The sequence below is a fragment of the Variovorax sp. GW822-FHT04A09 genome (assembly GCF_058801005.1).
Map to the genome: position 1 here is coordinate 93,068 of NZ_JBXAMV010000006.1, position 20,391 is coordinate 113,458.

23 protein-coding genes and 1 riboswitch are annotated in these 20,391 nt (G+C 69.1%); of the genes, 15 read left to right on the forward strand and 8 right to left on the reverse strand.

What is annotated here, in order from left to right:
- Positions 1-197: 197 nt before the first annotated feature.
- Positions 198-266, forward strand: a riboswitch (S-adenosyl-L-homocysteine riboswitch).
- A gap of 65 nt (positions 267-331) precedes the next feature.
- From ahcY to AC1RLW_RS26095, 4 genes are read left to right on the forward strand one after another with little or no spacing between them, the layout of a single operon-like run.
- Positions 332-1,771, forward strand: coding sequence for an adenosylhomocysteinase (gene ahcY / locus AC1RLW_RS26080; RefSeq protein ID WP_095947939.1), 1,440 nt, complete (start codon positions 332-334; stop codon positions 1,769-1,771).
- Between the two features lie 5 nt (positions 1,772-1,776).
- Positions 1,777-2,610, forward strand: coding sequence for a TlyA family RNA methyltransferase (locus AC1RLW_RS26085; protein ID WP_493195634.1), 834 nt, complete (start codon positions 1,777-1,779; stop codon positions 2,608-2,610).
- Between the two features lie 10 nt (positions 2,611-2,620).
- The gene (gene metF, locus AC1RLW_RS26090; protein WP_062482359.1) at positions 2,621-3,445 is read left to right on the forward strand and encodes a methylenetetrahydrofolate reductase [NAD(P)H]; all 825 of its coding nucleotides are present in this window, start codon (positions 2,621-2,623) and stop codon (positions 3,443-3,445) included.
- 53 nt (positions 3,446-3,498) lie between these two features.
- Complete coding sequence (locus AC1RLW_RS26095; protein WP_095746890.1) at positions 3,499-4,137, forward strand: septal ring lytic transglycosylase RlpA family protein; 639 nt, start codon at positions 3,499-3,501, stop codon at positions 4,135-4,137.
- Between the two features lie 10 nt (positions 4,138-4,147).
- Here the strand turns inward: AC1RLW_RS26095 and AC1RLW_RS26100 are convergent, their stop codons facing one another.
- Entirely contained in the window at positions 4,148-5,107 is a 960-nt protein-coding gene (locus tag AC1RLW_RS26100; protein ID WP_493195635.1) for a 23S rRNA (adenine(2030)-N(6))-methyltransferase RlmJ, read from the reverse strand.
- A 162-nt stretch (positions 5,108-5,269) separates the two neighbouring features.
- Here AC1RLW_RS26100 and AC1RLW_RS26105 point away from each other — a divergent pair, with 162 nt between their 5' ends.
- From AC1RLW_RS26105 to mdtD, 6 genes are all read left to right on the forward strand, one after another.
- Positions 5,270-5,878, forward strand: coding sequence for a hypothetical protein (locus AC1RLW_RS26105; protein ID WP_493195636.1), 609 nt, complete (start codon positions 5,270-5,272; stop codon positions 5,876-5,878).
- Entirely contained in the window at positions 5,875-7,134 is a 1,260-nt protein-coding gene (locus AC1RLW_RS26110) for a S1C family serine protease (protein WP_493195637.1), read from the forward strand. The genes AC1RLW_RS26105 and AC1RLW_RS26110 overlap by 4 nt, the downstream gene beginning before the upstream one ends.
- Before the next feature lie 205 nt (positions 7,135-7,339).
- Entirely contained in the window at positions 7,340-7,771 is a 432-nt protein-coding gene (rplM, locus tag AC1RLW_RS26115; RefSeq protein ID WP_062479213.1) for a 50S ribosomal protein L13, read from the forward strand.
- Between the two features lie 12 nt (positions 7,772-7,783).
- Positions 7,784-8,176, forward strand: a complete 393-nt coding sequence (gene rpsI / locus AC1RLW_RS26120; protein ID WP_062479216.1) for a 30S ribosomal protein S9 — start codon at positions 7,784-7,786, stop codon at positions 8,174-8,176.
- A 197-nt stretch (positions 8,177-8,373) separates the two neighbouring features.
- Positions 8,374-8,739, forward strand: coding sequence for an iron-sulfur cluster insertion protein ErpA (gene erpA / locus AC1RLW_RS26125; protein ID WP_056577477.1), 366 nt, complete (start codon positions 8,374-8,376; stop codon positions 8,737-8,739).
- 90 nt (positions 8,740-8,829) lie between these two features.
- A complete protein-coding gene (gene mdtD / locus AC1RLW_RS26130) occupies positions 8,830-10,263 on the forward strand; it encodes a multidrug transporter subunit MdtD (protein WP_493195638.1) in 1,434 nt (477 codons plus the stop codon).
- Positions 10,264-10,269: 6 nt separating this feature from the next.
- Here the strand turns inward: mdtD and AC1RLW_RS26135 are convergent, their stop codons facing one another.
- Positions 10,270-11,412, reverse strand: coding sequence for an anhydro-N-acetylmuramic acid kinase (locus tag AC1RLW_RS26135; RefSeq protein ID WP_493195639.1), 1,143 nt, complete (start codon positions 11,410-11,412; stop codon positions 10,270-10,272).
- Positions 11,413-11,432: 20 nt separating this feature from the next.
- On the reverse strand, positions 11,433-12,779 hold the full coding sequence (locus AC1RLW_RS26140; RefSeq protein WP_062479224.1) for a M23 family metallopeptidase: 1,347 nt from the start codon (positions 12,777-12,779) through the stop codon (positions 11,433-11,435).
- A gap of 160 nt (positions 12,780-12,939) precedes the next feature.
- Between AC1RLW_RS26140 and tyrS the strand changes: the two genes are divergently transcribed.
- On the forward strand, positions 12,940-14,172 hold the full coding sequence (gene tyrS / locus AC1RLW_RS26145) for a tyrosine--tRNA ligase (RefSeq protein WP_493195640.1): 1,233 nt from the start codon (positions 12,940-12,942) through the stop codon (positions 14,170-14,172).
- A gap of 54 nt (positions 14,173-14,226) precedes the next feature.
- Here the strand turns inward: tyrS and AC1RLW_RS26150 are convergent, their stop codons facing one another.
- A complete protein-coding gene (locus AC1RLW_RS26150) occupies positions 14,227-14,844 on the reverse strand; it encodes an OmpA family protein (RefSeq protein WP_390348430.1) in 618 nt (205 codons plus the stop codon).
- Positions 14,845-14,848: 4 nt separating this feature from the next.
- Positions 14,849-15,340, reverse strand: coding sequence for a FecR family protein (locus AC1RLW_RS26155; protein WP_493195641.1), 492 nt, complete (start codon positions 15,338-15,340; stop codon positions 14,849-14,851).
- Between the two features lie 148 nt (positions 15,341-15,488).
- Between AC1RLW_RS26155 and AC1RLW_RS26160 the strand changes: the two genes are divergently transcribed.
- On the forward strand, positions 15,489-16,403 hold the full coding sequence (locus AC1RLW_RS26160) for a cation diffusion facilitator family transporter (RefSeq protein WP_390348432.1): 915 nt from the start codon (positions 15,489-15,491) through the stop codon (positions 16,401-16,403).
- Positions 16,400-16,843: a D-aminoacyl-tRNA deacylase gene (dtd, locus tag AC1RLW_RS26165; protein WP_062479238.1), complete on the forward strand. Its 444-nt coding sequence runs from the start codon at positions 16,400-16,402 to the stop codon at positions 16,841-16,843. The genes AC1RLW_RS26160 and dtd overlap by 4 nt, the downstream gene beginning before the upstream one ends.
- On the opposite strand, the gene AC1RLW_RS26170 is transcribed toward dtd, so the two are convergent.
- From AC1RLW_RS26170 to AC1RLW_RS26180, 3 genes are read right to left on the reverse strand one after another with little or no spacing between them, the layout of a single operon-like run.
- The gene (locus AC1RLW_RS26170; RefSeq protein ID WP_493195642.1) at positions 16,815-17,438 is read right to left on the reverse strand and encodes a class I SAM-dependent methyltransferase; all 624 of its coding nucleotides are present in this window, start codon (positions 17,436-17,438) and stop codon (positions 16,815-16,817) included. The two genes, dtd and AC1RLW_RS26170, sit on opposite strands and share 29 nt — an antisense overlap.
- A 15-nt stretch (positions 17,439-17,453) precedes the next feature.
- Positions 17,454-17,921, reverse strand: a complete 468-nt coding sequence (ybeY, locus tag AC1RLW_RS26175; protein WP_062479245.1) for an rRNA maturation RNase YbeY — start codon at positions 17,919-17,921, stop codon at positions 17,454-17,456.
- A 1-nt stretch (position 17,922) separates the two neighbouring features.
- Positions 17,923-18,873: a PhoH family protein gene (locus AC1RLW_RS26180; RefSeq protein WP_172438305.1), complete on the reverse strand. Its 951-nt coding sequence runs from the start codon at positions 18,871-18,873 to the stop codon at positions 17,923-17,925.
- Between the two features lie 20 nt (positions 18,874-18,893).
- On the opposite strand from AC1RLW_RS26180, the gene ruvA reads away from it, so the two are divergent.
- Together ruvA and AC1RLW_RS26190 are read left to right on the forward strand one after the other, a co-directional pair.
- Positions 18,894-19,466 carry a Holliday junction branch migration protein RuvA gene (ruvA, locus tag AC1RLW_RS26185; protein WP_056577514.1) on the forward strand — a complete coding sequence of 191 codons (573 nt, stop codon included), beginning with the start codon at positions 18,894-18,896 and terminating at the stop codon, positions 19,464-19,466.
- Positions 19,463-20,359: a hypothetical protein gene (locus AC1RLW_RS26190; protein ID WP_493195643.1), complete on the forward strand. Its 897-nt coding sequence runs from the start codon at positions 19,463-19,465 to the stop codon at positions 20,357-20,359. Before ruvA ends, AC1RLW_RS26190 begins: the two co-directional genes overlap by 4 nt.
- Positions 20,360-20,391 lie beyond the last annotated feature (32 nt).

The window sequence follows — 20,391 nt, forward strand, 5'->3', positions numbered from 1 at the left end:
CAGCGGCCGGGCGGCCGGGGCCCGCCGCCACGATACGCCGGGCCGGCGCGGCTCAGGGCGCTCCAAGCGCGGATTTGCCTGCGGAGTTTCCCGGGGTGCCCCGCGCCGCCCGGCCCGGCCTGGCGGGCGCTCGCGCTTTCCGTGATGTGGGATGCCCCGGTCGATTGGCGGGCCGGGCGGCCGCGACTACAATCCGGCGCTCCGAGGAGCGTTGCAGCGCCGTCAGGCGTGAGGCTCGGACCACATCGCAACCACGCTCACCCGCTGTTCTCGCGGTGAGTCTTTCTTCCCCGTACGCAGTGGCATCTTTCAAACCAGTTTTGGAGTTCACATGAGCGCTGTACTCAAGCCCACCCCCGTCTCGACCGCCGACCAGGCGATTGCCGACCTGTCCCTTGCCGCCTGGGGCCGCAAGGAAATCAAGATCGCCGAAACCGAGATGCCCGGCCTGATGGCCATCCGTGAAGAGTTCTCGAAGGGCCAGGCCCTGAAGGGCGCGCGCATCACGGGCTCGCTGCACATGACCATCCAGACGGCCGTGCTCATCGAGACGCTGCAAGCCCTGGGCGCCGAAGTGCGCTGGGCCTCGTGCAACATCTTCTCGACGCAGGACCACGCCGCCGCCGCCATCGCCGCCGCCGGCACGCCGGTGTTCGCCATCAAGGGCGAGTCGCTGAAGGACTACTGGGACTACACCCACGCCATCTTCGACTTCGGTCCCAAGGGCTCGAAGGGCGAAGGCCCGAACATGATCCTGGACGACGGCGGCGACGCCACGCTGCTCATGCACCTGGGCCAGCGCGCTGAAAAGGACCTGGGCGTGCTCGCCAACCCGACCAGCGAAGAAGAACGCATTCTGTACGCCGCCATCAAGGCCAAGCTGGCCGTGGACGACACCTGGTACACCCGCAAGTCGGCCGAGATCATCGGCGTGACCGAAGAGACCACCACCGGCGTGCACCGCCTGAACGAGATGAGCGCCAAGGGCACGCTGCTGTTCCGCGCCATCAACGTGAACGACTCGGTCACCAAGAGCAAGTTCGACAACCTGTACGGCTGCCGCGAATCGCTGGTGGACGGCATCAAGCGCGCCACCGACGTGATGATCGCCGGCAAGGTGGCCTGCGTGGCCGGCTACGGCGACGTGGGCAAGGGCTCGGCCCAGGCCCTGCGCGCCCTGAGCGCCCAGGTGTGGGTCACCGAAATCGACCCCATCAACGCCCTGCAGGCCGCCATGGAAGGCTACAAGGTCGTGACCATGGAGTACGCCGCCGACAAGGCCGACATCTTCGTGACCACCACCGGCAACAAGGACGTCATCACGCACGACACCATGGTCAAGATGAAGGACCAGGCCATCGTCTGCAACATCGGCCACTTCGACAACGAGATCGACGTCGCGTCGATCGAGAAGTACGAGTGGGAAGAGATCAAGCCGCAGGTGGACCACATCACCTTCCCCGACGGCAAGAAGATCATCCTGCTGGCCAAGGGCCGCCTCGTGAACCTGGGCTGCGGCACGGGCCACCCGAGCTTCGTGATGTCGTCGTCGTTCGCCAACCAGACCATCGCCCAGATCGAGCTGTTCACCAAGCCCGATGCGTATCAAGCCGGCAAGGTCTACGTGCTGCCCAAGCACCTGGACGAGAAGGTCGCGCGCCTGCACCTGAAGAAGGTCGGCGCCATGCTCACCGAGCTGACCGACGCCCAGGCCGCCTACATCGGCGTGAGCAAGAACGGCCCTTACAAGCCGGACACCTACCGCTATTGATCCGCGTGCGCGCCGATCAACTGTTGGTGGAGCGCGGCATGGCCGCCTCGCGTTCGCAAGCTGTCCGGCTCATCGCCGGCGGCATGCGTTGGCGTGACGCGGGCACGAGCGACGCGTGGCGCAATGTCGTCAAGAACAAGGACGAAGTGCCCGAGTCGGCCGAGCTCGAGCTCGCCGACGCCGCCGAGGCACGCTACGTGTCGCGCGGCGGCCTCAAGCTCGAAGGTGCGCTGAAAGCCAGCGGCGTGGACCCGACGGGCAGGCTGTGCCTGGACATCGGCCAGTCGACCGGCGGTTTCACCGACTGCCTGTTGCAGCACGGTGCTGCCAAGGTGGTGGGCATCGATGTGGGCCACGGGCAGCTGCATCCGCGCATGCGCGAGGACGAACGCGTGGTCGCCATCGAAGGCGTCAATGCGCGGGCGTTGTCGCCGGCCGATCTGCAGGTGGACGACGGCGAGGACGACGAGGTGGGTGAGGCGCTCGAAGTTGTCGAAGCCCCGGCCGAGCCGCGCTTCGACCTCATCGTCGGCGACCTGTCCTTCATCTCGCTCACGCTGGTGCTGCCGGCCGTGGTGCAGTTCCTGGCCGACGACGGCCAGTTGCTGATGCTGGTCAAGCCGCAGTTCGAGCTGCAGCCCGGCCAGGTCGGCAAGGGCGGCATCGTGCGCGACGAGGCGATGTACGCTGTGGTCGAGAAGCGCCTGCACGACGCCTGCGCGGCGCTCGAGCTGAAGGTGCTGCGCTGGTTCGACAGCCCGATCGCCGGGGGCGACGGCAACCGCGAGTTTTTCATTCACGCCGTTCGTGCTGCTGCCAAGGCGGGCGACGGTTCCTAAGGAGACGCAGGTGCGCCTTCCGCTGAGTTTCGAATTCTTCCCGACCAAGACGCCCGAAGGCGCGGTCAAGCTGCGCGCCGTGCGCCAGCAGCTGTATGCGCGCAAGCCGCAGTTCTGCTCCGTCACCTACGGCGCGGGCGGCTCCACGCACCAGGGCACCTTCGGTGCGGTGCAGGAGATCCTGGCCGAGGGCGTGGACGCCGCCAGCCACTTCTCGTGCATCGGCGCCACGCGCGCCACCGTGCGCGAGCAACTGGCCGAGCTGAAGGCCATGGGCGTCAAGCGCCTGGTGGCGCTGCGCGGCGACCTGCCCAGCGGCTACGGCATCGGCGGCGAGTTCCAGTACGCGAGCGACCTCGTCGCCTTCATCCGCGAGGAGACCGGCCGCGACTTCCACATCGAGGTGGCCTGCTACCCCGAAGTGCATCCGCAGGCGCGCTCGCCCGAAGCCGACCTGCAGGCCTTCGCGACCAAGATGAAGGCCGGCGCCGACTCGGCCATCACGCAGTATTTCTTCAGCCCCGAGGCCTACTTCCGCTTCGTCGACGACGCGCGCAAGCTGGGGCTCGACACGCCGATCGTGCCGGGGATCATGCCCATCACGAGCTCGACGCAGCTCATGCGCTTCTCGGACGCCTGCGGCGCCGAGATCCCGCGCTGGATCCGCCTGCGGCTGCAGGGCTTCGGCGACGACACGGCTTCCATCAAGGCCTTCGGCCTGGACGTGGTGACCGACCTGTGCGCGCGCCTGCAAGCGGGCGGCGCACCCGCGATCCACTTCTACACGATGAACCAGTCGGCGGCCACGCTGGCGATCCTGGAGCGCCTGGATTGAGAGGGCTGCGCGCGGTCGCCGTCGCGGTCTCCTGCGTGCTCGCAGGGTGCACCATGCCGCCTGCCACGCAGGAGAAAGACGCGGACACCGCCGCTGCGCCGGCGGCGTCCGGCAAGCGGCTGCAGCCGCTGGGACGCGGCCTGGCCGTGCCGCCCGGCGCCGCGCCGCGCTCGGCCGTGCCGTCGGTGCGCTACGACCTCGCGGTGTCGGGCACCGGCGAATCGCTGGACGATGGCGTGCCCGGCGATGAACCGCGCGAGATCTTCGAGCGCGGCGGCGCCTCGTGGTACGGCATCCAGTTCCACCAGCGCAAGACCGCCAACGGCGAGCGCTTCGACATGGGCGCCATGACGGCGGCCCACAAGACGCTGCCCTTCAACACGCGCGTGTGCGTGCGCAGCCTGGTCAACGGCAGCGAGGTGCTGGTGCGCGTCAACGACCGCGGGCCCTTCACGCCGGGCCGCATCATCGATCTGAGCCGCGCCGCGGCCGACCGCATCGGTCTCACGAGCATGGGCATCAAGCAGGTGGCGCTGTCGGTCATCGACCGCGAGGGCATGCGCTGCGGCGGCCAGGCCGTGGCGGCGGAAGATCTGCAGCCCGCGCTGTTGCCCGAGGCGCCGACCTCGCGCGTGCGTGCGCCGGCCCCTGCGCGCAAGCGGGTGATCGTGCCGCCGCGCAAGCGCCGCTGAGCGGCCGGCCTCAGCCGCCGCTCTCGAGCGAGTAGGCGGCGTTGCGGTCCTGGGCCAGGCGCTCGGCCAGCTGCGGCAGCGCCTCGGCCAGTTGCGCCTTCAGCGTGTAGGGCGGGTTGATCAGGAACATCCCGCTGGCCGGCAGGCCCGGGCGCTGCGTTTCGCCCGAGGCGGCGTCCTTCGTGATCTTGCTCGACTTGACCGTCAGCGTGGCGTGCAGCCACGGCTTGCCGGCCTTGGTCGCCATCGTCTTCAGGCGGCGTGGCAGGTCGTGCGCCTCGGGGCGCGGAATGATCGGGTACCAGACGGCATACGTGCCCGTGGCGAAGCGCTTGAGCGCCTCGGCTGCGAAGTCGAGCACGCGGCCGTAGTCGGTCTTCATTTCGTAGCTCGGGTCCATCAGCACCAGCGCGCGGCGCGAGGGCGGCGGCAGGAACTTGGTGGCGCTGCCGAAGCCGTCGTCGCGCAGCACGGCGATGCGGCGGCCGGCCTCGAGCTGGGCGATGTTGGCGTCCAGCGTACGGGCGTCGGTCGGGTGCAGCTCGAACAGCTTGAGCTTGTCGTGGTCGCGCAGCAGGTGCTGCACGATGAACGGCGAGCCGGGGTAGACGCGGGCGCCGCCCTTGGGGTTGAAGTCGTGGATCACGCTCAGGTAGCGGGCGATGGCTTCGGCGACCGGCTTGTCTTCGGCGGGGGCTGCGGGCTTCTTGCCCGTCGACTTGGCGGCGGGGGCGGGCGTGTCGGGGGCTTTGTCCGGCGCGGCGAAGAAGCGCAGCACGCCGTCGGCCGCTTCGCCGCTGGTGCCGGCGTAGTCGCCGTCGAGCCGGTACAGGCCGGCGCCGGCGTGGGTGTCGACGACGGTCAGCGCGGCGTCTTTTTCAAGCAGGTGGTCGAGGGTGGCAATCAGGACCGTGTGCTTGAGCACGTCGGCGTGGTTGCCGGCATGGAACGCGTGGCGGTAACTGAACATGGAATGAGGCCTGAAAAAGTGGAAAGGGGAGCGCTAGACTCGCGCGGCGCTACATTGATTTACAAAACACAACGAGGGGCAGCAATGCTAGGAGCCGGATGGCGATTTTGGGGCCTGTGCGTCGGCGCGGGTGTTTTGTCTATTTTGACGGGCTGCGCCTCCGTGACCCACGGCACCACGCAGAACGTGAAGGTCGAGACCCTGTCGCCCGAGGGCAAGGTGGTCGACGGCGCCCGCTGCCGGGTCTCCAACGACCGCAATGATGCGGTGGTGCGCTCGGGCCTGACCCTGCCGGTGCGGCGCTCGGGCGAGAACCTGAACATCGAATGCACCCAGTCCGGCCTGCCGCCGGCCCGCGGCCAGGCGATTTCGCGCGTCAACGTGGGCCTGGTCGGCAACGTGATGATCGGCGGCCTGGTCGGCGTGGCGATCGACACCGGCACCGGGGCGGGCTTCAACTACCCGAGCTGGATCCAGCTGATCTTCGGCGAGGTGCGCAGCTTCGACCGCAGCGCGCAGACCGGCGACGAGGCGACGGTCGGCATGAAGATCGGCACGACCGAGATGGCGGCCGCGCCGGCGCCGAAGACGGCCGTGGCAGCGCCTGTGCCTGTGCCCGCGCCCGCGCCCGCTGTGGTGGCGCCACCGCCACCTCCCGTGGCGGTCGCACCGCCCGCTCCGGCGCGCCCCGCGCCCGCAGCGCCGCCCGCCGCGCCCGACGCCCGCGTCTCGATGGACGACCTGCGCGGCCTGCTGCCCGCCAAGCCGTGAAGCCGATCTGGAAGAACGCCGCGCCGTGGCTGTGCGCCGCGGGCGCCCTGCTGGCCGCTGGCCCGGCCGCCGCGCTGGAGCCCGACGCCCTGTTCGCCAAGCTGACCGGCAGCGTCTGGGCCGTGCGCACCTTCGACGCGCAGGAGCGCCCGCTGCGCGCCGGCAGCGCCGTGGTGATCGCGCCCGGCCGGCTCGTCACCAACTGCCACGTGCTCGCCAAGGCCAGCAATTTCGTGGTCAAGCGCGACAACGTCACCTACGGCGCCACGCTCGAATACCCGGACCCGGGGCGTGACCTGTGCCAGATCAAGGTCGCCAACTTCACGGCAACCCCGGTGACCCTGGCGCCCGCCGGCGGTGCGCGGGTGGGGCAGCGCGTGTACGCCATCGGCAACCCGCGCGGGTTGGAAAACACGCTCAGCGAAGGCCTGCTGTCGGGCCTGCGCGGCGGCGACGGCGAGGCGCGGCTGCTGCAGACCACGGCGGCGATTGCGCCCGGATCGAGCGGCGGCGGGCTGTTCGACAGCGACGGCCGCCTGCTGGGCATCACCACCTTCGCCGCCCGCGACGGCGGCAACCTGAATTTCGCGATGCCGGCCGAGTTCCTGGCGGAACTGCCGGCCCGCGCCCAGGCGCAGCTGGCGGCTCGGGCGCGTGAGCCCGAAGGCGGCGCCCGGCGCAGCACCGGCGTGGCGCTGGCGGAGCCGCTGCGCGCCGGCGACGCGCTCGAGTACGTGCGGACCGACCGGCTGACGGGCAACCGGGCGCCGGTGATCTACCGGGTGGACCGGGTCAGCGGCGACGAGGTGTCGTTCAACGCCGGCAGCCGGATCGAGAAGACCAACGGGCAGGTGGTGTCGATCACGTCGCCAGCCGGCGGCCTGTTCGACACTGCGTCGCCGCCGGGCGGCTGGGCATTGCGCAAGGACGACATCCAGCCCGGCATGCGCTGGCAGCTCGACTACGTGACGACCACCGGCGACCGGCTGCGGCATGAACTCACCGCCTCGGTGGGCGGCGAGCACGCGATGCGCGTGGACGGGGTGGAGCTGAACGTGATGCGCATCGGCTATGAGGGCTGGATCTTCGCCTCCAGCACCACCAGCCTGCCGCTGAGCGGCGCCAGCACGCGGTTTCGGGGCGCTGCCTGGTACAGCCCCGAGCTGGGCCGCGTCGTCCGTTTCGAGGGCGAATACCAGCGCGGGGTCTCCTCGGGGGCGAACGAGAGCCTCGAGCTGGTCCGCATCCAGCGCTGAGGCCCCCGGAAGCCCGGAAATTGGCCGTTTGGCCATTTCTTCATATAATCGCGGGCTTCGCAGCGTTTTTGTAGCCCCGCGGCGAAGGCATGCCAGCCACCCTTTCATTGGGCGGAAGGCGTGAAAACCCACCTAAGAGATTCCCATCAGAGGAACGCCGACCGTGGAAAAGGGCTCGCCAAACCCTCTTTCAAGAGAAAAACTCATGACCAAAACGTTCAGCGCCAAGCCCGCTGACGTGACGCACGAGTGGTTTGTGATTGACGCGACCGACAAGGTCCTCGGACGAGTAGCCAGCGAAGTTGCTCTCCGTTTGCGCGGCAAACACAAGGCCATTTACACGCCTCACGTCGATACCGGTGACTACATCGTCATCATCAACGCCGCGCAACTGCGCGTCACCGGCGCCAAGTCGATCGACAAGGTGTACTACCGTCACTCGGGCTACCCGGGCGGTATCACGGCGACGAACTTCCGCGACATGCAGAACAAGCACCCGGGCCGCGCCCTGGAAAAGGCTGTCAAGGGCATGCTGCCCAAGGGCCCGCTTGGTTACGCGATGATCAAGAAACTCAAGGTGTACGGTGGTGCAGAGCACCCGCATACCGCCCAACAGCCCAAAGTGCTGGAACTGTAAGGAGCCTTGAGAATGATTGGTGAATGGAACAATGGCACCGGCCGTCGCAAATCCAGCGTCGCCCGCGTGTTTCTGAAAAAAGGCACCGGCAAGATCACGGTCAACGGCAAGGACATCCAAGCGTTCTTCGGCCGTGAAACCTCGATCATGATCGCCAAGCAGCCCCTGGCGCTGACCAACAACCTCGAAGCTTTCGACGTGATGGTCAACGTGAACGGCGGCGGCGAATCGGGTCAAGCCGGCGCCACGCGCCACGGCATCACCCGTGCCCTGATCGACTACGACGCTTCGCTGAAGCCCGTCCTGAGCCAAGCCGGCTTCGTGACGCGCGACGCACGTGAAGTCGAGCGTAAGAAGGTCGGTCTGCACTCCGCCCGTCGCCGCAAGCAGTTCAGCAAGCGCTGATCCCCTGCTCGTTGCGAGACAAGAAGCCGCCCTCGGGCGGCTTTTTCGTGGCCGCGTCCCCCAGGTGCCCCTGGTGGATGCGGCGCCCGACCCCACTTGCGATGGGTGCTCGCCACAGTCGGCCTGCCGAAAATGCGGCATTGCAGTAGCATCCGTCCCATTGGCCGCCCAAGCGGCCCCCCAAGGAGTTTCACCCCATGAGCGCTGTTGCCGAAAACATCCAGACCCAGATGCCCGAGCCGATCGTCTTCACCGACAGCGCGGCCGCCAAGGTCGCCGACCTGATCGCCGAAGAGGGCAATCCCGACCTGAAGCTGCGCGTGTTCGTGCAGGGCGGCGGGTGCTCGGGCTTCCAGTACGGTTTCACCTTCGACGAGATCACCAACGAAGACGACACCACCATGACCAAGAACGGTGTGTCGCTGCTGATCGACGCCATGAGCTACCAGTACCTGCTCGGCGCCGAGATCGACTACAAGGAAGACCTGCAGGGCGCCCAGTTCGTCATCAAGAACCCGAACGCCACCAGCACCTGCGGCTGCGGTTCCAGCTTCTCGGCCTGATGCCTGGATGCTGCTGACCAGCCCCCTCGAAAAAGCCGCCTCCGGGCGGCTTTTTGCTGCCTGTCGTTTGTCCGAACCCGCGCCTTCCCGATGAGCCCCGACACCGCCGTCCCCGTCGATCCCGCCCGCAAGAGCCTGCTGTGGCTCGTGGCCGTGGGCTTTTTCATGCAGACGCTGGACGCCACCATCATCAACACGGCGCTGCCCGCGATGGCTGCCAGCCTGGGCGAGAGCCCGCTGCGCATGCAGTCGGTGGTGGTGGCCTACGCGCTCACGATGGCGATGCTGATCCCGGCCTCGGGCTGGATCGCCGACCGCTTCGGCACGCGGCGCGTCTTCTTCTGCGCCATCGTGCTGTTCGCGGCCGGCTCGGTGCTGTGCGCGCTCTCGCAGGGGCTGGGGCAGCTCGTGGCGGCGCGGGTGGTGCAGGGTCTGGGCGGGGCGCTGCTGCTGCCTGTGGGGCGCCTGGCGCTGCTGCGCACGGTGCCGCGCGGCGAGTTCCTGCAGGCAATGAGCTTCGTGGCCATTCCGGGGCTCATCGGGCCGCTGCTGGGGCCCACGCTGGGCGGCTGGCTGGTGCAGTACGCCTCCTGGCACTGGATCTTCCTGATCAACGTGCCGGTGGGGCTGGCCGGCTGCATCGCCACGCTGCGCTACATGCCGGACCTGCGCGGCGCCCTCCAGAAGCGCTTCGACGGCGTGGGCTACGCGCTGCTGGCCTTCGGCATGGTGGCGATCTCGCTGGCGGTCGACGGCGTGTCGGGGCTCGGGCTGCGCCAGGGCGGGGTGATGGCGGTGCTGATCTTCGGCTTCGCCGCCGTGGTCGCCTACTGGCTGCGCGCGGCGCGCACGCCGGAGCCGCTGTTCTCGCCCGCGCTGTTCGGCATTCCGACGCTGAGCATCGGCCTGCTCGGCAACCTGTTCTCGCGCCTGGGCAGCAGTTGCATGCCGTTCCTGGTGCCGCTGTTGCTGCAGGTGTCGATGGGCTATTCGCCGGTGCGCGCCGGGCTGATGATGCTGCCGGTCGCGCTGGCCGGCATGGCGATGAAGCGCTTTGCCACACCGCTGATCACGCGCCACGGCTACCGCCGCGTGCTGGTCGCCAACACGGTGCTGGTCGGCTGCACCATGGCCAGCTTCGGCCTCACGGCGCCGGGGCAGCCGGTGGCGCTGCACCTGCTGCAGCTGCTGGTGTTCGGCGCGGTCAATTCGCTGCAGTTCACGGCGATGAACACGATCACCCTGAAGGATCTCGACGGCGGCATGGCCAGCAGCGGCAACAGCCTGCTGTCGATGGTGCAGATGTTGGCGATGAGCCTGGGCGTGGCGGCCGCCGGCGCGGTGCTGGCGGGCTACAACGGCGTGTTCGGCTCGGCCACGGCGGTGCAGACGCTCGATGCCTTCCAGGCCACGTTCGCGACCATGGGGCTCATCACGGTGGCTTCGGCGCTCATCTTCTGGCATCTGCCGGCAGAAGTGCGGGCGGCGCAGCCTGCGCAGCCGGAGGTCTCCGGCCAGGGCTGACGGATTTCAGGCGGGGTAGATCGCGCCGAGCACCCGCGCCCCGCGCGCGCCGGTCACGCTCGCGAGGTTGCCGGGTTCGCGCCGGACGGTGCGCCGGGCCAGCCACGCGAAGGCGGCCGCCTCGACCTGCTGGGGCGGCAGGCCGTGTTCGGACGACGCCTGCACCTGCACGCCGGGCAGCAGGGCCCGCAGGCGGGCCATGAGGTGGTCGTTGAGCGCGCCGCCGCCGCAGACGATCAGCAAGGCGCTCTCTTTTTGATAGCTTCGCAACGCTGCCGCGCAGGTGCTGGCGGTGAGTTCGGCCAGCGTGGCCTGCACGTCGACAGGCGCCCAGGCGGCCGTGCCCAGGTGGCCGGCCAGCCAGTCCGGATGGAATAAATCGCGCCCCGTGCTCTTCGGCGGCGCCTTGGCGAAATATGGTTCGGCCTGCAGCCGGGCCAGCAGCTCGGGCAGCACGCGCCCGCTGGCCGCCCAGTGGCCGCCCCGGTCGAAGGGCTGGCCGAGGTGGCGCTGGCACCAGTGGTCCATCAGCGCGTTGGCGGGGCCGCAATCGAAGCCCAGCAGGGGCGCGGTGCCGGCCGGCGCGTTCGTGGCGGGCAGCAGGCTCAGGTTGGAGATGCCGCCGAGGTTCAGCACGGCGACGGGCGCGTCGGGCCTGGCGAACAGGGCCTGGTGAAAGGCCGGCACCAGCGGGGCGCCCTGGCCGCCGGCCGCGAGGTCGCGGCTGCGGAAGTCGGCGACCACGTCGATGCCGCTCAGTTCGGCCAGCAGCGAGGGGTTGTTGACCTGCAGCGTGTAGCCGGTGCCGTCGAATTCGAGCGGCCGGTGGCGCACGGTCTGGCCGTGGGCGCCGATGGCGGTGACGGCGCTGGGTGCCGTGCCGGTGCTGACCAGCAGCTGCGCGACCACGTCGGCATACACCCGCGCCAGGCCGTTGCCGGCCAGGGCCGCGCGGTGCAGTTCGTTGTCGCCGGGGGTGTTGAGCGCCATCAGTTCGGCGCGCAGCGGGGCGGGGAAGTCGGCGCTGGCGTGGCCGATCACCGCGAGGTGGCCGTCGTCGGAGAAATCGGCGATGACGCCGTCGACCCCGTCGAGCGAGGTGCCCGACATCAGGCCGATGAAGCGTTGCGGTTGCAGCGCGGCGGCCATGCCGAAAGGAGCGTCGAGGCTCAGTCGGCGCTGGCCTGGATCACCGAGAAGGCAGCAGCCAGTTCGGTGCGCGCGCCCACGGCGATGCGTTCGAAGGCCGGACGCAGGGCGGCGGTGATCGGTGCGCCGCCTTCCTGCGCGATGGTGGTCGGGTCCTGGTAGGCCCCGCCGACGCGGTATTCGAAGTGCAGGTGCGGGCCGGTGGCCCAGCCGGTGGAACCGACGGCGCCGATGGTCTGGCCCTGGCTCACGCTCTCGCCGGCCTTCACGTTGATGCGGCTCAGGTGGGCGTAGGCCGTCTGCTGGTTGTTGCGGTGGTTGATGATGACGATGTTGCCGTAGCCGCTTTGCGTGCCGGCGAAATCGACCGTGCCATCACCGACCGTGCGCACCGCGGTGCCCGTGGGCGCCGCGTAGTCGATGCCGTTGTGCTGGCGCCAACTGTTCAAAATCGGGTGCATGCGCATCGCGAAACCGCTGGACACGCGCGAGAACTCGACCGGCGAAGCCAGGTAGGCCTTGCGCAGGCTGTCGCCGTTCGGGCGGTAGTAGCTGCCCTTCTGGCCCGCGCCCGGGGGCTGGAACCAGACGGCCTGGTGGACCTTGCCGTTGTTCTCGAACTCGGCCGAGAGCACGCGGCCGCTGCGCAGCGCCTGGCCGTCGGCTTCGAAGGTCTCGTAGACCACGGCGAAGCGGTCGCCCTTGCGCAGCGAGCGCACGTCGACGTCGCCCGCGAAGATGTCGGCCAGCTGGCTCGCCACCGCATCGGGAATGCGCGAGTCGTCGGTGGCGGCGAACAGCGAGCTGCGGATGGTGCCGCTGGCCAGGCGCGTGCCCGGCGTCAGCATGTCGCGCTCGGTGCGGGCGACAAAACCGGTGGGCGTGCGCTCGACGACGAAACGCTTGAAGCCGCCGTCGGCGTCGGGAATCCAGCGGGCGCTCAGCTTTTGCAGCTGGTTTTCCTGCGTGGCTTCGGCCGTCACGGTGCGGCCCACGCGCGCGAACAGCGCCATGCGCGCCTCGGCGTTGCCGCGCACGAAGGCGGTGGCGGCGGGGTCGGAAATGCCCAGGCGCTTCATCAGCGCCTCCGCCGTGTCGCTGGAGCGCGAGACGTCGGTGCGGAACAGCGTGAAGCTGAAGTTCTCGAGCGACGCCGACTGGTCGGCGAAAGACACCGGCGCGGTGGCTTCGAGCACTTGCTGGATGGGGAGGTCGGACGCGTCGGGACCGAGCGAGGCGACCGCGAGGGTGCCGGCGCTGAGCAGCATCGCAGCGATCGCTGCGGTGATCTGCTTGGGGTACGTCCGGAATGTGTAGGCCACGCGGGAAGCGAGAAGCTCCTCGGCGGCGAGAATGCCGTTGATCAAACTGTGGATTCCAACTCAGGTTCTGCAGGTCCGTGCTGCAAGGCCCAGTGCGTTCAGGGCGGCAGGAGACGGTGCGGAAAAAAGCGCCGCTTAGAATCCGGCGCTTGAAAAGTCGGGCTGAGTATAGCTTCGGCCACCGGAAAAACCGCCAAAAAAGCCCATGAACGCCGAATCTGTTACATCCACCAGCCTCTCCGATGGTGTAAGACAAGCCCTCGAAATATCCCTCCGAGGCGCTGACGAGCTGCTGCCGCAGGACGAGTGGGTCAAGAAGCTCCAGAAGGCGGAAGCCAGCGGCAAGCCGCTGCGCATCAAGCTGGGCCTGGACCCGACCGCACCGGATATTCATATCGGACACACGGTGGTGCTCAACAAGATGCGCCAGCTCCAGGACCTGGGGCACCGCGTGATCTTCCTGATCGGCGACTTCACTTCCCTGATCGGCGACCCCTCGGGCCGCAACAGCACCCGCCCGCCGCTCACGGCCGAGCAGATCCGCGCCAACGCCGAGACCTACTTCGCCCAGGCCAAGCTGGTGCTGGACGAGTCGAAGACCGAGATCCGCTACAACTCCGAGTGGAGCGACCCGCTGGGCGCGCGCGGCATGATCCAGCTGGCGGCCAAGTACACGGTGGCGCGCATGATGGAGCGCGACGACTTCAACAAGCGCTTCAAGGCCGGCCAGTCGATCTCGGTGCACGAGTTCCTGTACCCGCTGATGCAGGGCTACGACTCGGTGGCGCTGCAAAGCGACCTCGAACTGGGTGGCACGGACCAGAAGTTCAACCTGCTCGTCGGCCGTCATCTCCAGCAGGAATACGGCCAAGAGCCGCAGTGCATACTCACTATGCCACTGCTCGAAGGGCTCGACGGCGTCGAGAAGATGTCCAAGAGCAAGGGCAACTACATCGGCATCAGCGAGGACGCCAACAGCATGTTCGCCAAGGTGCTGTCGATCTCCGACACGCTGATGTGGCGCTGGTACACGCTGCTGAGCTTCCAGTCGGTGGCGCAGATCGAGGCGCTGAAGGCCGAGATCGCGGCCGGCCGCAACCCGAAGGACGCCAAGGTGGCGCTGGCCAAGGAAATCACCGCGCGCTTCCACAGCGCGGCGGCGGCCGATGCGGCGGAGCAGGACTTCATCAACCGCAGCAAGGGCGGCGTGCCCGACGAGATTCCCGAGGTGGCGCTCAGCGGCGCCCCGCTGGGCATCGGCCAGCTGCTCAAGCAGGCCAACCTGGCGGCTTCGTCGGGGGAAGGCAACCGCCTGATCGACGGCGGCGGCGTGCGCATCGACTCGGTCGTGGTGTCCGACAAGGGCCTGAAGCTGCCCGCGGGCAGCTACGTGGTGCAGGTCGGCAAGCGCAAGTTCGCGCGGGTGACCCTGAGCTGATCGCAAGAAAAAAGGCCCCTCGGGGCCTTTTTCAATGGGGGCAGGGCGGCGGGGTCAGCGGACCTCGATGGTCACGCGCCGGTTGCGGGGCTCGTCCACCTCGTCGGCGGTCGGCACGGCCAGGTCGCGTTCGCCGCGGCCCACGGCCTCGATGCGGTTCGCGGGGAACTGGCGTTCCACGAACAACTGCACCACTTCCTGCGCACGGCGGCGCGACAGCTGGTCGTTCTGCTCGCCGGCACCCTTGGTGTCGGTGTGGCCGGTCACCACGATGTCGCCGCCGCTGCGGGCCAGCGCGGCGGCCAGCGCCTCGGTCATGATCTGCTGCGACGCCGCCGTCAGCGTGGTGGTGCCCACCTCGAAGAACACCGTGTAGCGCTGCGGAATCGGCGGGCGCATGTCGAACAGGGGCTTGTTTTCGGCCTGGACCTTGGCCGCGTCGGCCTGGTCGACCACCGGCGCACCGCTCGCGCCCACCGCCGCCGTGGCGCGCTGGTAGGGCTTGGAGAGCACTTCTTCGCCGTCCTTGGCGCGCACCACCACGGCGGAGGGTGTGCCGTCGGCCTGGGGCAGGAGCACCACGCGCGTGCCCGGCGAGGAGCAGGCGGCCAACAAAAGGGCGACCAGCGCGGTCGCGGGAAGAAGGGGGGAGCGGCGTGGCGGTGTCTGCATCTTTTCAGGGTTGGCCGTCGGTCTGCACGATGAAGTCCGTGCCCCGAATGCCGATGGTGGCGGTCTGGGTTTCGACGCGCACGGCGTCGGGGTTGGTCTTGCCGATGAGGCCGGTGATCATGCGCATCGAGCCGCGCAGCAGCGACACGAGCATGCCGCCGTCGCGGGTGGTGCCGTCGAAGTGGAATTCCTTCAGGTCCATGCGCGAGGACGGGCCGACCATCAGCGTGGTGTTGTCGCGCAGCACGACGGCCGCCGACGAATCCGGGCCGGTCACGATGCGATCGACCGCGCCCAGCGCGTCGCCGGGGGCCGCCATGCGCGTGGCGCCGGCGCTGTCGAGCAGCTGGACGTTGCCGCGCACCGTCTTCACGAAGCCGGCCTGCTGGGGCGCGGCTGCTGCTGCGGGCGCCGCAGCGGGTGCCTGGGCCTGGGCCAGGGTGGCTGCGCCGACGATGGCGAGCCCGAGGGCGGCGGTCAAAAATTTCTTCATCATTTGCCTCTCTGTGACTGATTGCTTCGCAATGAGCGCAAATATTAAGGCGAAGGCGTTACATATGGTCACGCGGCTGATAATTCAGCCGATTCCTGCGACGTAATGCCCGCCCGCACAGGCCCTTTTTACCTGATCTTGTTCTTTCTGCATGACGTTGACCCCTAAAACGCTGCTTCGCGTCTCTGTCGCGGTGGCCCTGATCACCATCCTCCTGAAGGGATGGGCCGGCTACCTGACGAACTCGATGGGCCTGATTTCGGACGCCATGGAATCGTGCGTCAACCTCGCGAGCGCCATGTTCGCGCTGGCGATGGTGACCATCGCCGAGCGCCCGGCCGACGAGGACCATCCCTACGGCCACCACAAGGCCGAGTACTTCTCGTCCGGCTTCGAGGGCCTGCTGATCGTGGCCGCCGCCGTCGCCATCCTGTGGGTGTCGGTGCTGCGGCTGCTGTCGCCGCAGCCGCTGGAGCAGCTGGGCTGGGGCCTGGCGCTGTCGGTGATCAGCTCGGGCTTCAACGCGGCGCTGGCGTTCGTGCTGTTCCGCGCGGCGCGCGCGCACCGCTCCATCGCCCTGGAGGCCGACGGGCGTCACCTGATGACCGACGTCTGGACCTCGGTCGGCGTGCTGGTCGGCATCGTGGCCGTGCATTTCAGCGGCTGGCTCTGGCTCGATCCGCTGATCGCCATCGGCGTGGCGCTCAACATCGTGCGCGAGGGCTTCAAGCTCGTGTGGCGCTCGTCGCAGGGCCTGATGGACGAGGCGCTCGACGCCGAGACGCTCGCCACCGTGCGCGCCACGCTCGACGCCTTCGCCGCCAACCATGCCGAGGGCGACCGCCTGCGCTTCGACGACATGGTGACGCGCGGCGCCGGCCAGCGCCGCTTTGCCGACCTGCACATGCACGTGCCCGGTGACTGGACCCTGCAGCGCGCCGCCAACCTGCGCGACGAGCTGGAGCAGTCGCTCATGGACGCCGTGCCCGGCCTGCGCGTGACCATTCAACTGCTGCCGCTCACCATGGAAGCGCGCGCCACCCGACTCGAGGACCACCACCCATGAAAGCCGTGCTCCAGCGCGTCGCCCACGCCCGCGTCGACATCGCGGGCCAGACCGTCGGCGCCATCGAGGCCGGCCTGCTGGTGCTGCTGTGCGCCGAACGCGGCGACGGCGACAGCGTGGCCGACCGCCTGCTCGCCAAGATCCTCAAGCTGCGCATCTTCTCGGACGAGGCCGGCAAGATGAACCGCAGCGTGCAGGACATCGGCGGCGGCCTGCTGGTCGTGAGCCAGTTCACGCTGGCCGCCGACGTGAGCGGCGGCAACCGCCCCAGTTTCACGCTCGCGGCGCCGCCCGACGAGGGCCGCCGGCTCTACGAGTACTTCGTGGCGCAGGCGCGCGGCGCGCACCCGGTGGTGGCAACGGGCGAATTCGGCGCCGACATGCAGGTGCACCTGCTGAACGACGGGCCGGTCACGATCCCGCTGCAGATGACGGCGTGAACGGCGCGGGGCGGATCACCGCTTCCCACGCCACCTTCGGTTCGTCGTAGCGCAGCACGCGCACCTCCTCGAGGTGCTGCAGTTGCCAGCCGTCGGCAAACAGCCGCTCGACCGCGGCGCGGTCGAAGAAGCGCTTGGGAATGCCGTCCACCGTGTAGAAAAAATCCTCGTCCCGCCCGCTGGCCGACGGGCCGCGCGCGCCGTGATGCCGGTCGTTGACCGAGTTGAGGCGGCACAACAGCACGCCACCGGGCCGCAGCACGCGGTGGATGCGCCGCACCAGCGCCAGCGTCTCGTCCCACGCGAAGTAGTGCAGCGACAGGCTGGCGAGCACGGCGCCGACCGTGGCGCCCTCCGCCAGCGGCCAGGCGTCGCGGAAATCACCGCAGTGGAACTCGGCGCCTGCCGGCACGTGTTGCCGCGCCTGCGCCAGGGCATCGGACGACAGCTCGACCGCCACCACCCGCAAGCCGGCGTCGACCAGCGTGGCGGTGTCGCGACCGGCCGCACAGCCCAGTTCGAGCACCGGCCCGTCGCCGGCACATGCGCGCAGCAGCGGCAGCCAGCGCGGCAACCAGGGATCGGTGTCCGACACTGACGCGGCCTCCGCTCAGCGCCCGTACGGGCTGCGAATGCCCAGGCCCGCGAGGATCTCGATCTCGTACGCTTCCATCTCGTCCGCGTCGGCTTCGCTGGTCTCGTGGTCCCAGCCCTGCGCGTGCAGCGTGCCGTGCACCAGCAGGTGCGCGTAGTGCGCGGCGAGCGTCTTGCGGTTTTCCTTGGCCTCGCGTGCCACCACGGGCGCGCACAGCACCAGGTCGGCCATCACGACCGGGCCCTGCGCATAGTCGAAGGTGAGCACGTTGGTCGCGTAGTCCTTGCCGCGAAACTCGCGGTTCAGGCGCTGGCCCTCCTCGGCATCGACGATGCGCACGGTGATCTCGCCGTCGATGTCCAGCGCGTGGCGGATCCAGCGGTTCACGCTGTGGCGCGGCAGCGCGGCGCGGTGGCGCTCCACGCCCTTGAAGCGCCCGAACTGCAGCGACAGCGACAGGGCCGGAAGCAAGGAGGCCGCCATCTCAGTGGCCTCCCGAGCGCTTGCGCTGGCCGTCGTAGGCATCGACGATCTTCGCCACCAGCGGGTGGCGCACCACGTCGGCGCTCGTGAAGTGCGTGGTCGCGATGCCGGCCACGCGCTTGAGCACGCGCTCGGCGTCGATCAGGCCGCTGAGTTGCTGCTTGGGCAGGTCGATCTGGCTCACGTCGCCCGTCACCACCGCCTTGGCGCCGAAGCCGATGCGCGTGAGGAACATCTTCATCTGCTCCACCGAGGTGTTCTGCGCCTCGTCGAGGATCACGAAGGCGTTGTTCAGCGTGCGCCCGCGCATGAAGGCCAGCGGCGCGATCTCGAGCACGTTGCGCTCGAAGGCCTTCTGCACCTTCTCGTAGCCCATGAGGTCGTACAGCGCGTCGTACAGCGGGCGCAGGTAGGGGTCGACCTTCTGCGTCAGGTCGCCCGGCAGAAAGCCCAGGCGTTCGCCCGCTTCCACGGCCGGGCGTGTGAGCACGATGCGCTGCACCGCCGCGCGCTCCAGCGCATCGACCGCGCAGGCCACGGCCAGGTAGGTCTTGCCGGTGCCGGCCGGGCCGATGCCGAAGGTGATGTCGTGCTTGGCGATGTTGTCCAGGTACAGCGCCTGCGTGGGCGTGCGCGCGCGCAGGTCGGCGCGGCGCGTGACGAGCATGGCCGCGTCCTCGTCGCTCATCGAGCCGTCGCCGGCCAGCGTGAGCTGCACCACGGCCGGGTCGATGGCGCGCTGGGCGATCTCGTACAGCGCCTGCAGCACCTCCATGGCCCGCTGCGCCGGGGCCTTGGGGCCGTCGACCTTGAACTGCTCGTGGCGGTGCGCGATCTTCACGCCCAGGGCGTCCTCGATGCGGCGCAGGTGCGCGTCCAGCGGGCCGCACAGGTGGCCGAGGCGCGAATTGTTCAGGGGGGTAAAGGTGTGTCGCAGAATCACGCCGGACATTTCAAGGAAAAAGGGCACCCATGATAGGCAAACTGACCGGCACGCTCGCAGAGCGCAACCCCCCGCAGGTGGTGGTGGACTGCAACGGCGTCGGCTACGAGGTCGACGTGCCGATGAGCACGTTCTACAACCTGCCCAACGTCGGCGCGAAGGTGTCGCTGCTCACGCACTTCGTCGTGCGCGAGGACGCGCAGATTCTCTACGGCTTCGGCACCGCCGAGGAGCGGGCGGCGTTCCGCCAGCTCATCAAGATCACCGGCGTGGGCCCGCGCACCGCGCTGGGCCTGCTCTCGGGCATGAGCGTGGGCGAGCTGGCGCAGGCCATCACCACGCAGGAGCTGGGCCGGCTCGTGAAGATCCCGGGCATCGGCAAGAAGACCGCCGAGCGGCTGCTGCTGGAGCTCAAGGGCAAGCTGGGCGCCGACATCGGCCTGCCGGCGCATGCCGCGTCCGACGCGCAGGCCGACATCCTGCAGGCGCTGGTGGCGCTGGGCTACAGCGACAAGGAAGCCGCGCTCGCGCTGAAGGCGCTGCCGAAGGACGCGAGCGTGAGCGACGGCATCAAGATGGCACTGAAAGCCCTGGCGAAGTGAGTTGGCGGGAGGCGTGGTCGCGCGCGCAGGCGCTGCGCCACGAGTCGGCCGAGACCGACGCGGTGCTGATGCACACGGCCATGGCTTTGTCGGTGCCGATCATCTGGCTCTACGGCTTCGCGGGCGTGGCCTACGGCCAGCTGCCGATGCTGACGCCGGCCGGCTTCGTCGACATGCCGGGCGTCTGTGCATGGCTCACGGCGGTCATGGCCTTCTCGGTCGGCGTCCTGTTCATCGACTGGCTGGTGCGCGGTGACCTGGCACCGCCGCCGGTGCCGACGTCGATCGTCGTGCGGCACTGGCAGTCGGGCTGGCCCCGGTCGCCGGCGTTGCCGCCCGAGCCCTCGCCCGGCTTCCTGCAGGGCAGCGCCTCGCCGTTTCGCAGCGTGTGCCTGCTCGTCGCGGCCGTGGCCTGCGTGTCGGCGCTGGTGTTCAGCGGCCTCGACACGCTGGGCTGGTCGGTCGTCGCGCGACCGGGCGGCCTCGCACCGCGCGCCGAATGGCCGCTGTACCCGCTGCCATGGATCTGGCCCTGGCTGCTGCCGCTCGCGCGTCAGCCCTTCGCGCTGGGCACCGTCGCGGTCGGCGCGGTGCTGCTCGTCGCGGCGATCTTCATGCGCTGGCGCCGGATGCGCGGCGCGTGGTTTCCGTTCTTCACGGCGCTGCCGATCCTCGTGGCGCCGCATTTCCTGGGCGCCGCGGGCTTCGACTACGCCGCCGCGCGCGGGCTCGGCGGCCTGAACGAACCCGCACTGGCGAGTGCGCTCGCGCAGCATCCGGGGCGCTACAACGTCTACACTTTCCTGAGCCTGTGGGGCGGCATCGGTGCCGGCACGGTCGGCCTGGTGCTCGGCTTCTGGTTCGGCCGCTCGCGGGTCATGGACGAGGACTGAGCGCTGGCCCGGCGCCCTGCAAGGAGACACCC

Excerpts from the sequence above, each read along its gene's own strand:
- ahcY (WP_095947939.1), top strand. The coding sequence starts at position 332 with ATGAGCGCTGTACTCAAGCCCACCCCCGTCTCGACCGCCGACCAGGCG.
- AC1RLW_RS26095 (WP_095746890.1), top strand. The coding sequence starts at position 3,499 with ATGCCGCCTGCCACGCAGGAGAAAGACGCGGACACCGCCGCTGCGCCG.
- AC1RLW_RS26100 (WP_493195635.1), bottom strand. The coding sequence starts at position 5,107 with ATGTTCAGTTACCGCCACGCGTTCCATGCCGGCAACCACGCCGACGTG.
- rplM (WP_062479213.1), top strand. The coding sequence starts at position 7,340 with ATGACCAAAACGTTCAGCGCCAAGCCCGCTGACGTGACGCACGAGTGG.
- rpsI (WP_062479216.1), top strand. The coding sequence starts at position 7,784 with ATGATTGGTGAATGGAACAATGGCACCGGCCGTCGCAAATCCAGCGTC.
- erpA (WP_056577477.1), top strand. The coding sequence starts at position 8,374 with ATGAGCGCTGTTGCCGAAAACATCCAGACCCAGATGCCCGAGCCGATC.
- mdtD (WP_493195638.1), top strand. The coding sequence starts at position 8,830 with ATGAGCCCCGACACCGCCGTCCCCGTCGATCCCGCCCGCAAGAGCCTG.
- AC1RLW_RS26135 (WP_493195639.1), bottom strand. The coding sequence starts at position 11,412 with ATGGCCGCCGCGCTGCAACCGCAACGCTTCATCGGCCTGATGTCGGGC.
- tyrS (WP_493195640.1), top strand. The coding sequence starts at position 12,940 with ATGAACGCCGAATCTGTTACATCCACCAGCCTCTCCGATGGTGTAAGA.
- AC1RLW_RS26150 (WP_390348430.1), bottom strand. The coding sequence starts at position 14,844 with ATGCAGACACCGCCACGCCGCTCCCCCCTTCTTCCCGCGACCGCGCTG.
- AC1RLW_RS26155 (WP_493195641.1), bottom strand. The coding sequence starts at position 15,340 with ATGATGAAGAAATTTTTGACCGCCGCCCTCGGGCTCGCCATCGTCGGC.
- AC1RLW_RS26160 (WP_390348432.1), top strand. The coding sequence starts at position 15,489 with ATGACGTTGACCCCTAAAACGCTGCTTCGCGTCTCTGTCGCGGTGGCC.
- dtd (WP_062479238.1), top strand. The coding sequence starts at position 16,400 with ATGAAAGCCGTGCTCCAGCGCGTCGCCCACGCCCGCGTCGACATCGCG.
- ybeY (WP_062479245.1), bottom strand. The coding sequence starts at position 17,921 with ATGGCGGCCTCCTTGCTTCCGGCCCTGTCGCTGTCGCTGCAGTTCGGG.
- AC1RLW_RS26180 (WP_172438305.1), bottom strand. The coding sequence starts at position 18,873 with ATGTCCGGCGTGATTCTGCGACACACCTTTACCCCCCTGAACAATTCG.
- ruvA (WP_056577514.1), top strand. The coding sequence starts at position 18,894 with ATGATAGGCAAACTGACCGGCACGCTCGCAGAGCGCAACCCCCCGCAG.